Below are 12,885 nucleotides of genomic sequence, written 5' to 3' on the forward strand. Positions count from 1 at the left end.
TATCGCGTGACACCTTCCTTCGATCTTGACGCCCTGCGTGAGCAATTCCCCTCGCTGCCGCGCCTCGCCTATTTCAACTCCGGCTCCTATGGCCTGCTGGCGCGCGGGGTGCGCGCGGCTTTCGATTCCTATCTCGACCGGCGCGAAGATGTCGGCGCCGACTGGGGCGGATGGGTGATGGCCAATGAGCGGCTGCGTGAGGCCATGGCCGCAATGCTGGGCGTTGCGGGCGATGAGGTGGCGATCACCGCCTCGGCCTCGGCGGGGATCAATGCGGTGGCCTCTTCGCTCGATTATGCGGCGCGGCCCAAGGTGATCGTCACCAATTTCGATTTCCCCACCAGCGCCCAGATCTGGCACGCGCAGGCCAAAGCGGGCGCGCAGGTCGTCCATATCGCCGAGGCGGAAGACGGCCTGATCCCCCTCGACGCGCTGCTGAGCGCCATTGACGAGCAGACCGCCATCGTGGCGCTCTCGCATGTCTGCTATCGCCATGGCGGACGCATTCCTGATGCGGATATACGCGCCGTGGTAGCCCGCGCGCATGAATTGGGCGCGCTGGTTATCCTCGATGGCTATCAGATCATCGGCACACAGACGATCCGCCCCGCCGATCTGGGCGTCGATTTCTATGTCGGCGGTTTCCTCAAATATCTGCTGGGCACAGCGGGCGCAGGCTTTCTCTATGCCAGCGCCGATGCCACCGCCCACCTGACCCCGCGCACCAGCGGTTGGTTCGCCCAAGCCGACATCAACGCGATGGACATCTTTGCCAACACTCCCAGCCCCACCGCCCGCCGCTTCGAAGCAGGCACGCCCCCGGTCCCCAGCGCGATTGCCTGCGCGGCGGGACTGAAGGTTCTGGGCGAGGTGGGCTTGCCCGCCGTGGGGGACTGGATCGCGCATTTGACCGCGCTGACGATCGAACGTCTGGCTCAGGAGGGCATCACCATCGGATCGCCGATCGATCCGGCGCGGCGCGGGCCTTTGCTGACCATTGCTGCGCGCGATGATAATGCGCTAGTGGCGGCCCTTGCCGAGCGCGATGTGATCACCTCCTGCCGCGATGGCCGCCTGCGCGCGGGTTTCCATTTCTACAATACGCTTGCCGATGTGGACCGCTTTGTGGATGCTCTGCTGGCCAACCGCGCCCTATTGGCTTGAAGTCTGGCTTGAGGAAATTACTGAAAATGATGAAATTTCATCGCTCACTTCTTGCCATCCCGCTGGCCTTGATGGCGGGCCCCGCCATCGCCGGACCGATCACGCCCGCCGAAACCAAGGCCACCGCCGCCACACTGGGCGAGTTGGTGGAATTTCTGCGCCTGCCCAATGTCACGCCCAAATCGAGCGCCGATATTCGCGCCAATGCCGCATGGCTGGAGGCCAGGCTAAAGGCCCACGGCTGGAAGGCCCGGCAATTGCCCGACGGCGATACGCCGATGGTGTGGGGCGAATGGGCGGGGGCCGGGCCGAAGGCGCCCACGGTGCTGTTCTATGCCCATATGGACGGGCAGCCGGTCAATCCCAAGGAGTGGAAACAGGCTGATCCCTTCACGCCTACCTTGCGCGCCTGCGCCAATATGGACACTTGCGCCACGCTGCCGCTCGACCAACTGGCAGCCCAAGCCGGGCCGCAATCGGACGCGCGCCTGTTTGCCCGCTCCGCCGCCGATGACAAGGCGCCGATCATGATGCTGATCGCGGCGGTGGATGCGATCAAGGCCGGCGGACACAAGCCTGCCGTCAACATCCGCTTCATCGCGGATTCGCATGAGGAAGGCGGCCCGCCCACGCTGGCCAAGGTGGTGGCCGACAATCGGGCGGATCTGGCGGGTGATGTCGTGGTGATGCTGGATGGGCCGATGCATGCCAGCAATAAGCCCACGGTGGTCTTTGGCCATCGGGGCGGGGGCGGGCTGACCATCAAGGTCTATGGCCCGAGCGAGGCGATGCATTCGGGCCACTACGGCAATGTGGTGCCCAATCCGGCACAGAACCTGACCCGCCTGATCGCCAGTTTCAAGGATGCTGACGGCAAAGTGACATTGCCCGGATATTACGATGGTATCGACCCGGCGTTCAAGGCGGCGGTGAAAGCCTATCCGGTCGAGGATGATGAGCCGAGCCTGCTGAAACGCGCAGGCGTGGCCAAGGCCGAAGGCTTTGTGCCCAATTATCGCGAGGCGATGGCGGTGCCCACGCTCAATCTGGTGGGCCTGTTTGCGGGGTCGGGCGGCGTGCTCGACCGCTCGATCATCCCGCCAGACGCCAGCGCGGCGCTCGATCTGCGCACGGTGCCCGGTGTCAGTTTCGACCATGAATTCGCCCTCATCCGCGCACAGGCCGAGGCCATGGGCTTTCACCTGATCGACGGCGCGCCCACCGCCGAGGATCGCGCACGCTACCCCCTGCTGGCCACGATCAAGGGCGGGAGTTTCTCCAAAGCCCTGTTCACAGATCCGGCGCAGCCGATGGGACGCTGGCTGATCGGAGGCCTGAAAGACAGTTTCGGCGGCGATCCCGTGGTGATCCCGCTGATGGGCGGCGGCGTGCCGACCGAGCCTTTGGTGCGGGAATTGAAGGCGCCGGTGGTGATCCTGCCGCTGGTCAATCTGGACGACAATCAACATGCCGCCAATGAAAACCTGCGGCTGGGCAATTATGCGCAAGGCGTTCACAGCCTCGTTTCGCTGATTTCGCGTAAGCCGTAAGGCCCACCAATCGCAAAAAAGGGCGAGCGGGCTAATCTCCCCCTCGCCCTTTTTATTGCCCGCTTTCGGCCGGGGGGAAGGAGGCGAAACGCCCCCTTCCCTGTTCGATCACCAGCGATAGGTGAAATTGGCGCCAATCGTGCGCGGCGCCAGCGTCGAGGTCATCAGGAAGATGTTGGCCGCACCTGACTGCGAGCTTTTGTACAGCGTGGGATAGGCATTGGTCAGGTTCTTGGCAAAGACCGAGAAGGTCCATGCGTCCCGCGCCACGCCAGCGCGCAGATTGACCAGTTCATAGGCATCGCCCTGAAAATTGATGGCATTATACAGGGTCGAGCCCAACGCCGGGGTGCGCGTATATTGGCCCGCATACTGATAATCGACGCGCAGCGAGCCGTTCAGCCCATACCACGGCAACGCATGATTGAGGTCCAACGCCACATCCGCCGTCCAGTCGGGCACGAAGGACAAGGCGCTGCCCTTGGTTGCCAGAACCGGGGCCACGCCGGTGGTGGCATTGGCCGTGCCGGTCACGTTCTGGTCCAGCGTGGCCTTGGTATAGCCGACATTGCCGCTGATCGTGGCCCATGTGGTCGGGCGGGCCGAAATCGACAGGTCGAAGCCCTTGCTGGTGGCGTCGCCGAAATTGCCGACATAGCTGAACGAGCAATTCGAGAGCGACAGGTTCTGCTGAACATTGTGCCACTTAAGATAGAAGCCACTGCCCGAAACCGACAATTTGCCGCCAAGAAAGCGCCCCTTCATGCCGCCTTCAAAGCTCCACACGCTGTCATCGCCATAGGTCTGGGGGATCGAGCCGTTCTGGGCAATATCGGCGGCGCAGCGCGCGGCCGGGATCGGACGGTTGGCCCCGCCCGCGCGGTTGCCCTTGGCCGCGGTGGCATAGAGCAGCAGGTTGGGGTTGGTCTGCCACGAGATGTTGAACTTGGGATTGATCGGCGTCGATTTGGTCGAGGTCAGCGGGAGGATCTGGACTCCGCCCTGGAAATAACCATTGCCGATATATTGGAACGAATAGCTTTGCCGCGCCACGCGCACGCCCGCATTGAACTTCAGCTTGCTCGTCACGTTCCATGTGGCATCGGCAAAGGCCGAGGCCTGACGGTCGATTTCCACCTGATATTTGCTGGCCAGAATGCCGCCTGCTGAATAGGGGCCGCTGTTGACCGTATAGTTGAAGGCGTTGCTGGGCACCAGATTGCCGCCCTGAAGGAAATAGACCGCCGAGGGGTAGGATGCATTGGCATCGCCCCATTCGACCTGAAGCAGCGATTGCTTGGAAGTGGAAAGGAACACGCCCACCGTACCGTAAACCGGCGCGGTCTGGTCATTGGTGGTCAGACGGATTTCCTGGGTGAACAGGGTCTGCTTGGTCGCGGTCGACTGGGGCGAGCCGAAATTGGGGTTGTTGGCCATGAAGGCCCGCGTGCCGCCGGCGCCAAAGATGTTATAAGCGGCCACCTGCGTATAATCATCCACGCGCGACAGGTCGCGCCAGTTGCCCGAGGTGATCGACGTCAGCGTGGCCCCGCCGAAGTTATAGGCCATCTTCAGGCTGCCGATCTTGATCTCGTCAGTATAGGGCGTGCTGGTCTGCTCAAAGCTCTGATACTTGCCCGAGGTGGGCCAGATGCCCGACCAGATGAGACCATTGTCATTGCCGTGCAGGCGCTGATAATTGAAGAAAGGCGTGATCGTCAGCTTGTCAGTGGGCGCATAGGTCAGCGCCACGCGGACCGAGGTGTTGTCGGTGCTGTTGATGTTGCTGTTCAACACCTTGCCCGCCACCGTGCGCGACATCTGGTCAATGAAGCCGCCATCGCGGCGATTGTCCACCGAAACGCGGATGCCCAATTTGTCGGCGATCAGCGGGCCGCCCATGGCAACGCCGGTTTCATAGCCGATGCCGCCATTGGCATTCGCGCTGATCTCGCCAACAGCCTTGCCGCTCCAAGTGGTCAGGCTGGGCGCTGTGGTAATGAAGCGGACCGTGCCGCCTTCCGAGCTGGCGCCGTAGAGCGTGCCCTGCGGCCCGCGCAGCACTTCGACGCGCTCAAGGTCGAACAGGCTGGGGCTGACCGGCTGGGTCCAGTTGTTGGCGCGGCTTTGGGTGGGCACATCGTCGATATAGATGCCGACGGTGGCCGCGCCCTGCGTGGTGGAAACGCCGCGGATCGAGATATTGTTGCCGCCGCCGATGGTTGCGCCGGGGCTGACGTGGAAGCCGGGCGTGGCTTTGGAGAGTTCCGAGACATCGGTGATGCCGGTCTTTTCCAGATCCTTGCCGGTAAAGGCGGCGATGCTGATGGGAACCTTGGAGAGCGATTCATTGCGGCGCTGGGCGCTGACCACGATTTCGCCGGGGGCCGAGGCAGCTTCGGCGCTTTGCGCAAGGGCTGTCATCGGGGCAAGCGCCAGAAGGCTGGCGGAGGTGCAGAGCAGAGCGGTCAGACGCGAGAAAGTGGCAGGTCTCATGTTCCCCCCTTAATGGGCTATGGATTGGTCTGGCCCGGCCCTTTTGGCAGATGGCTTGTGCTGTATGGCGCCAATCGGGGTCTTGCCGGGATGTGACACAATCATTGAATGCAAAATCATATGAAATCAACTGGTGGATCATGCAACATTTTACCAGCTTGGCAAATTGCCCGCTTTTGCAGGATTGGCGGGGCGGGCAAAGGCGCGCAATTCCGCCACTTAACTTGCATATGACACTATTTTGCATCGCCTACGCAATTTTGCCCCTTGCCATGATTTTGGCGGCTTCGCTGCGTCGCAGCATCAAAAAATGGCGGAAAGCCGGGGGCGATAGCGATTCGGGCTTGCTGCAAATTACATCAGTATATATATCCGTTTTCATGTTTTAGGCGCGGTCCCCCCACCCGCATCAACCAAGGAAGCCTGCCGTGACCGAGTGCAAAGCCGCCGACACCTGTTCCGTCCGCAAGGCCCATGTTGCCAGTCGCAAGCCCTATTACCGCGAATTGCGCGCCGGTCAGAAGATCAAATGGTGTGCCTGCGGCCTGTCCAAGCGCCAGCCCTTTTGCGACAGCGTTTCGCACGAGGGTACCGGGTTCGAGCCCGTCGAATATGTGGCCAAGGAGGCCGAGGAAGTGCTGCTGTGCGGATGCAAGCAGACCAAGACCGGCCCGTTCTGCGATGGCGAACATTCGAACCTGCCGGGCGGATATAAGGACGAGGAAGAGCCGCAGAACACCACGCTGGTCGAGGCCGATGCCGATGGTTTCGCCCGCCTCAACACGCCCTGCTATGTGGTTTCGCCGCCCGCGATCGGCGATGCCTATGCGCTGGCCCGGCTGGTCGCGCCGGAAACGGGCGCGCAATTTCAGTCGCAATTCTATCTGACGCTGCCCGCCGGTTCCTCGCCGGTGCTGGCGTCGGATGTGGGCGATGTGGTGCTGTGGGTGCGGCACGGCGCAGGCGTTGTTGAAATCGAGGGGCGCAGCTTTTCCTTCGATGGTTCCTGCGGCGTCTATATCCGGCGCGGCGAGGGCTTTCGCCTGACCGCCTTCAGTCCGCTGGCCGTCTATGTCTCGGAATGCCCCGGCGGCAACAGCCTGTCGCAGCGGGCCGCCATGAGGGCAGATTTTGACGAGGCATGGCCCGAACGCATCGCCAGAATCGACGAGGACGCGCGCCAGGCCATGGGGCCGCGCTATTTCCAAGTGCTGCTCGACGATCGTCACGGATTGCGCAACACCGCGCAATTCATCGGCCATATCCCGCGCTCCAAGGCCGAAATGCACCGCCACCTTTACGAGGAGGCGCTCATCATCATCTCCGGCACCGGGGTCATCTGGAACGATGATTTCCGCGCCCCGGTCAAGGCGGGCGATGTGATCTTCTTCCCGCGCAAGATCCGCCATTCGCTGCAATGCACATGCGATGAAGGGCTGGACGTGCTGGGGCTCATCCATCCGGGCACCAATCCGGGCATCAATTACGAATAACCCCAAATCGGGTATTCGCAGGAGGAGCAAGGGGAGCTTGACGGCTCCCCTTCACTTTTGCGCCGCGATTTTACCCTGCAATGGCAGCCCGAAGACGCGCCATATCGGTATGGCGGCTGGCAATATCGCCGCGCGGGGCCGCCATACGCAAATCGCGCAGGATCTCAAGCGAACGCAGCAAAGCCTCCAGCGGCGGCCCGCTGGCGGTGATGCCCTGCATATGGCCCGGCGCCATTTTCTGCGCGGGGCCGGCCACGAAACGGCTGACAAGTTGATCGTGATGCTGGGCCGCAATCGCGCCAAACGCATCGCATACGCCCAGAAAGGCCCGCACATTGGCCACGAACCACGGCGCATCGCGGTCGCGTTCCACATGGTCGAGCAATTGGTCGAGGATCGAGCGGCGGCTCATGCTCTCGCGCAGCCGCAATTGTTCGGCAGGCAGCATATAGGGCAGCTTTTCATGCAGCAATTGCGCGTAATAGGGATCGCTGGCCCGGCACAGGCCCAGCATCAGGTCAATCTCGTTGATCCCTGCAAAATCGCCCGCATTAGCCCCGCGATAGACCTGCCGCCCGACGCGATAGGGTTTGTAATAGGGCCGGACGCAATAGAAAAACCGATCAATGTCCAGCGTTTCAAACAGACGCGCATTACACGCTGCCACGCCCTTGAGCGCACTCTCCGCCTCGGCAAACAGTACATCGGCCACCGGGCTGCTGGCCCCCAACGGCACCAGCCGGGTCAGTGCATAGGCCGCGCTTTGCAGGCCGAAAATGCCCCGCGTGTTCTCGTCGATGAACAGGAACTCATCATGCAGCGTGGTAAAACTGCGCCGCAATCCGCCCACCGCGCGATTATGCGTGGCCAGATGCGCGGTGGCGAAACGCGGCGCCATGCCGATCGACACGCCCACATGCAGCGCCAGCGCGCTGGCCGTGGCAAAGGGCGAGGTGGTCTCGCGATCCGGGTTGGTCAACTCATGACGGCGCAGCGCCCCCAGATACATGCCCACATCGCCCAGCAATTCGAGCGCGCTGTCAAACCCGTCATGCGTGCGCCCCTCGGCCAGCAAGGGAGCAAGCAATTCCTCTCCCCGGCGCACCAGCTCGGCTTTCAACTCCTCCCCGGTGCCCTCAACCTGCGCGGGGTCCTCCTGCGCGAAATATAGTTCCTCCAGCGCGGTGTTGATCGCGGCGAAATCGTGGCGAATCCATTGGTTGAGGGCGGCATCGGGGGACATGGCGCAAAGCTCCGGCAAGGCGTGAACAGTAGCATCCTATTCCAACCCTTCTGGAAAATGGTTCCTATTTTCCCGACATAACGCCCATCCGAAGAATAGATCACAATCCTGACGCAGCAACAAAGAACTTTATTCCACCGCCGCCATCACCGCCCCTGCCCGCTTGATGCGCTTCATGCCGATGGTGGTTTTGAACCGCTCCACCCCCGGCATCCGGCGCAATTGCCCGCGCAGCAATCCGTCCAGATGCGCCACATCGCGCGCCATCACATGCAGCAGATAATCCGCATCGCCCGCCGTAGTATAACAGGCAATCACACTGGGATGCTCGCAAGCCGCCGCCTCGAACGCGGCATGATCGGCAAAGCTGACCGACACCTGCACAAAGGCATCCAGCGTCAGCCCCACCGCTTCCGGCTCGACCATCGCGCGATAGCCAAGGATCGCACCCGATGCCTCCAGCCCCTGCACCCGGTTCCAGCAAGGTGTCTTGGACATGCCCACCTCCTCGGCCAGATCGGCAAAGGACTGGCGGGCATCGCGCTCCAGCGCGCGCAGGATGGCGCGGTCGAACTTGTCCATTTACAGCGTGCTCTTGCCCGATTGCTTGACCACAGCCCCGCCCTTCATCACGAAGGACACCTTCTCCAGCCGCCGCACATCCTGCAACGGATCGCCATCAACCGCCACCAGATCGGCAAACCGCCCCGCCTCAACGCGGCCCACATCCTTGCTGCCCAGCAAGTCCGCGGCAACCCCGGTGGCGGCGCGAATGGCATCCATCGGCTTCATTCCGGCCTCGACCATCAGCGCGAATTCCTGCGCATTCTCACCATGCGCCGACATGCCGAACGTGTCGGTGCCAAAGGCGATCTTCACCCCCGCCAGATAGGCGTCATGCAGGTTCTTGCGCAGCACCGGTGCGACATGCAAAGCCTTGTCGGCGGTCGAGGGGTTCAACTGTTCGGGATGGGTCTTGGCCCGCTGATAAACCTTGTCGCCCACCAGCATCGTGGGCACCAGATAGGTGCCATATTGCTTGTAGAGCTTATAGCTGCCCGCATCGCCAAACGATCCATGCTCGATCGAATCGACGCCCAGCGTGATGGCATGGTCAATCGCCTGCTTGCCATGCGCGTGCGCCGCCACCTTCATCCCCAGCGCATGAGCGGTTTCCACCACCGCCTTGATTTCCTCATCCGTCATCAATTGCCAGTCGGGATTGTCGCCAATCGACATCACCCCGCCCGAAGGCATGATCTTGATCAGATCCACCCCTTCGCGGTGCAGACGCCGCACAGTGCGGCGCGCATCATCGGCCCCGTCGATCACATTGTCGGCAATATGGGGGATTTCCGCGATGTCCGGGTTCAGCCCATTGGCCCCGTCGCCATGCCCGCCCGTCGGCCCCAGCGCGGAACCGGCCACCCACAGGCGCGGCCCCGGCACCGCCCCATCGGCAATCTCGCGCTTCAGGGCCACGACCACCGCCGTCTCGCCCCCGCAGTCGCGCACCGAGGTAAAGCCCGCCAACAAGGTGGCACGGGCATAGGCGGTCGCATCAATGGCATGCTGAAAATCACTGCGCGTCACGGCGTTGCGAATGGGATCGCCGGGATGGAAACCATGGGTGATATGGTCATGGGTGTCGATCAGTCCGGGCAGCACCGTCTTGTCCGACAGATCGACCACCGCCGCGCCGGGGCGCGTGACGAAGCCTGCCTCAATCCCGGTGATGCGATCATCATGGATCACGATCGAGACTTTCTCGCGCACCGCATCGCCCGCCCCATCGATCAGCCGCCCGGCATGGACCACCACATCGCCCGCATAGGCGGGAACCGAGGCCAACATCGTTGCAGCCAGAGCCAGACATGCCAGTTTACGCATAAATTCCCTTTCCCCCGGCGGCGATGGCCTGCCTTCATCGTGATGATAGCGCAATTTTGATCGGAAGCTATTGCTGAAACTTGCGTCAGCATGAATTATATCATATGATTTTGCATACGTTAAAGAGCGAATTGCTCCGTGCTCCTTTCCGCCCTCCATCCGCCACTCCCATTTTATGAGGTCCTCTATGCCACACCTGCTGCGATGGGCGTTGATGTCCGGCCTGCTTTGCGCCCCGGCGCTGGTTCAGGCGCAAAATGCCCTGTCGCCCGCCGCACGGGCCGCCCTGGAAACACCGGGCTCCCCCGCTCAGCCCGACGCCGAACATAGCCGCCTGCGCCTGCTGCGCGCCGGGGCCCTGCTGGCCGTTCCGGGCGAGGCGGCGCGAGGGCAAAGCACGCTGGTGATCGGGGCCGACGGCCGGATTACCGCGATCCACCCCGGATGGCCCGAGGCCGCTGCGCTGGGCCTGCCCGCCGATACAGAGGTCATTGATCTTAAGGATCAATTTGTGATGCCGGGCTTCATGGATGTCCATGTCCATCTGACCAGCGGCGGCATCGCAGGGCGAATACCTGATGCGGCTCTGCGCGAGGAGGATGGGTTCTTCGCCCTCAATGGCGCGCGCAATGCGCGCTCCACGCTAATGGCGGGTTTCACTACGGTACGCGATCTGGGCGCGCCGGATGGGGCGATCTATCCTTTGCGCGATGCGGTGCGGGCCGGCATCGTGGCCGGGCCGCATATCCTTGCCGCAGGCGCCGGGATCAGCCCCACCAACGGCCATGCCGATGTCCATGGGTTGCGCAAGGCGTTGTTGGCGGCATCGGATCGCGGCAACACCTGCAACGGGGCTGACGATTGCATGCGCGCCACCCGCGAGGCGATCCGCGCCGGGGCAGATGTCATCAAGGTGCACGTAACCGGCGGCGTCACCGACAGTTCGGACACCGGCACCGGCCAGCAATTCACCGACGCCGAATTGCAGGCCATCGCCTGGACTGCGCATTCGATGGGCCGCAAAGTCACCACCCATGCCCATGGCAAGGAAGGCATCGATGCCGCCGTGCGCGCGGGCTATGACAGTATCGAACATGCGATGTGGGCGGATGAGGAAAGCCTCAAAGCGATGAAGGCACGGGGCACATGGCTGGTGCCCACGGTCTGGCCCATCGATTGGGTGGGCGATACGCCCGACAAGGTGCGCGCCGGGCCGTTCCGCAATCTCAACGAAAACTCCATGGCCAAGATGCTGTTGCTGGGCGATCAGCCGAAGAAGCTGGCGCTCATGGCGGTGCGGCTGGGGGTACCCATCGCGCTGGGCACGGATTCGGGCATTTCGCCCCATGGCACCAACGGGCGCGAGATGATCGAATATGTCGCCGCCGGAATGAGCCCGATGGAGGCGCTGAAAACCGGCACGGTCAATGCCGCCGCCGTCATGGGCCTGAAGGATCGCGGGCGGATTGCGCCGGGGATGCTGGCCGATGTGATTGCGCTGGGCGGCGATCCGATCCGCGATATTGCGCAGGTTCTCAATGTCCGTTTCGTGATGCGCGACGGCATCATCTTCAAACAATCAGGCATCGCGCAGGGAGAGTGAATATGCGTGCGTTTCTATCCGTCATGGCCTTGACTGCCGCATTGGCCGCAAACTCGGCGCGGGCCGAGGATCTGATTATCGACCATGTGACCTTGCTGGACGGCACTGGCGTCCCCGCCCGCGCCGATATGAGTGTGGGAATCGACAAGGGTCGTTTTACCTTTATCGCGCCCACGGCATCGGCCCCGCGCGCGGGCGGACGTCATATGGATGCCACGGGGCAATTTCTTATCCCCGGCCTGATTGAGACTCACGCCCATATTCGCCTGCCCTCCAACGCCAATCCGGCGGCCGAGGCCCCGCTCGATGACAATGACCTGCCCGTTCAGCCGACCTATTCCGCCGCCGAGCTGGAAAAGGCCCATGAGATGGGCGTGGGCGTGCTGGCAGGCTATCTCTATTCAGGCGTGACGACGCTGTTCGATGCGGGCAATTATGCTCCCTATATCCTGCGTCTGCGCGCCGAGGAGCGGACAGGTAAAATCGCCTCGCCCCATATTCTAGCCACCGGCAATCTGGTGACCTATCCAGGCAGCCATGCCGATGCGGTAGCGGTGCGGATCGCCGACTGGCCTGCGGATCGACCCAAATTCCTCGCCTATCTGCGCGAGCAGAAGCCCGATATCGTCAAGATCACCTATGAGGAGCATGGTTGGGGCACGCGCCCGATGGTGTCCCTGATGCCGCTGCCGCTGATGCAGCAGATTATCGTGGAGGCCAATCGCCATGGCATTCGCACCGTGGTTCACACATCCAACGAAATCCGCTCGGTCGAGGCACTGTCGGTCGGGGCCGATGCGTTGGCCCATCCGGTGATTCAGGCGCCGATCAGCGAAGGTTTCGCCCGAGAGATGGGCGCGAAAAAGACCCCCTTTGCCACCACGCTGACGATTGGCGATGGCTATAGCCGGTTGGTCGAACATCCCGAATATCTCGATCAGCCGCTTTATCAGGCAGCGCTCTCGCCGCAGGAAATCGAGACCCTGCGCAAGGAAACCCTGCCCGCGTGGAAGGCGCGCGGGTGGACATGGTGGATGAAGCTTATGACGCCGGTGGCCGCCCAGAATATCCGCAAGGTTTATGATGCGGGCGGCGTGGTGGCGATCGGCACCGATCAGTCGCTGGGCCCGGCGGTGCATCGCGAGATGGAATTGTTGCAGCAACAGGGTATCGCGCCCGCCGCGATTGTCAGAATGGCCACGCTCAATGGCGCAATGCTGCTGGGCCGGGCGGCGGATCTGGGCAGCATCGAGAGCGGGAAGCTGGCCGATGCGGTGCTGCTCTCGGCCGATCCGGCGCGCGACATCAACAATGCCAAGGCCATCGTGGCGGTGATCAAACAGGGCGCGCTGGTCGATGAGGACCAGCTGCCTCTGCCCGGGGGCAAGCGAGGCCTGCGCCGCAGTCAGCGATAGGGAGAAGGAGGGAGGGCGCGGGCGGCCCTCC

General features: G+C 62.7%; 10 protein-coding genes. 6 read left to right on the top strand and 4 right to left on the bottom strand.

Going from position 1 to position 12,885, the window contains the following annotated elements; translation table 11 throughout:
* Positions 1-6: 6 nt before the first annotated feature.
* Both FHW96_RS17565 and FHW96_RS17570 read left to right on the top strand, forming a co-directional pair.
* Positions 7-1,164 (top strand): aminotransferase class V-fold PLP-dependent enzyme, encoded by a 1,158-nt coding sequence (locus FHW96_RS17565; protein WP_172341880.1) that lies wholly within the window; start codon positions 7-9, stop codon positions 1,162-1,164.
* A 26-nt stretch (positions 1,165-1,190) separates the two neighbouring features.
* The gene (locus FHW96_RS17570; RefSeq protein WP_172341881.1) at positions 1,191-2,714 is read left to right on the top strand and encodes a M20/M25/M40 family metallo-hydrolase; all 1,524 of its coding nucleotides are present in this window, start codon (positions 1,191-1,193) and stop codon (positions 2,712-2,714) included.
* 108 nt (positions 2,715-2,822) lie between these two features.
* On the opposite strand, the gene FHW96_RS17575 is transcribed toward FHW96_RS17570, so the two are convergent.
* Positions 2,823-5,210, bottom strand: a complete 2,388-nt coding sequence (locus tag FHW96_RS17575; protein WP_172341882.1) for a TonB-dependent receptor — start codon at positions 5,208-5,210, stop codon at positions 2,823-2,825.
* A 140-nt stretch (positions 5,211-5,350) separates the two neighbouring features.
* Here FHW96_RS17575 and FHW96_RS17580 point away from each other — a divergent pair, with 140 nt between their 5' ends.
* Positions 5,351-5,599 carry a hypothetical protein gene (locus FHW96_RS17580; RefSeq protein ID WP_172341883.1) on the top strand — a complete coding sequence of 83 codons (249 nt, stop codon included), beginning with the start codon at positions 5,351-5,353 and terminating at the stop codon, positions 5,597-5,599.
* A 39-nt stretch (positions 5,600-5,638) separates the two neighbouring features.
* On the top strand, positions 5,639-6,703 hold the full coding sequence (locus tag FHW96_RS17585) for a cupin domain-containing protein (protein ID WP_172341884.1): 1,065 nt from the start codon (positions 5,639-5,641) through the stop codon (positions 6,701-6,703).
* 70 nt (positions 6,704-6,773) lie between these two features.
* Here FHW96_RS17585 and FHW96_RS17590 read toward each other — a convergent pair whose 3' ends face one another.
* From FHW96_RS17590 to FHW96_RS17600, 3 genes are all read right to left on the bottom strand, one after another.
* On the bottom strand, positions 6,774-7,946 hold the full coding sequence (locus FHW96_RS17590; RefSeq protein WP_172341885.1) for a monodechloroaminopyrrolnitrin synthase PrnB family protein: 1,173 nt from the start codon (positions 7,944-7,946) through the stop codon (positions 6,774-6,776).
* Between the two features lie 129 nt (positions 7,947-8,075).
* The gene (locus tag FHW96_RS17595) at positions 8,076-8,528 is read right to left on the bottom strand and encodes an Lrp/AsnC family transcriptional regulator (RefSeq protein ID WP_172341886.1); all 453 of its coding nucleotides are present in this window, start codon (positions 8,526-8,528) and stop codon (positions 8,076-8,078) included.
* Positions 8,529-9,836 carry an amidohydrolase family protein gene (locus tag FHW96_RS17600; RefSeq protein ID WP_172341887.1) on the bottom strand — a complete coding sequence of 436 codons (1,308 nt, stop codon included), beginning with the start codon at positions 9,834-9,836 and terminating at the stop codon, positions 8,529-8,531.
* 187 nt (positions 9,837-10,023) lie between these two features.
* Between FHW96_RS17600 and FHW96_RS17605 the strand changes: the two genes are divergently transcribed.
* Both FHW96_RS17605 and FHW96_RS17610 read left to right on the top strand, forming a co-directional pair.
* Positions 10,024-11,439 carry an amidohydrolase family protein gene (locus tag FHW96_RS17605; protein ID WP_172341888.1) on the top strand — a complete coding sequence of 472 codons (1,416 nt, stop codon included), beginning with the start codon at positions 10,024-10,026 and terminating at the stop codon, positions 11,437-11,439.
* Between the two features lie 2 nt (positions 11,440-11,441).
* Positions 11,442-12,854 carry an amidohydrolase family protein gene (locus FHW96_RS17610; RefSeq protein WP_172341889.1) on the top strand — a complete coding sequence of 471 codons (1,413 nt, stop codon included), beginning with the start codon at positions 11,442-11,444 and terminating at the stop codon, positions 12,852-12,854.
* Positions 12,855-12,885 lie beyond the last annotated feature (31 nt).

This window comes from Novosphingobium sp. SG751A, from assembly GCF_013149295.1.
GTDB lineage: Bacteria > Pseudomonadota > Alphaproteobacteria > Sphingomonadales > Sphingomonadaceae > Novosphingobium.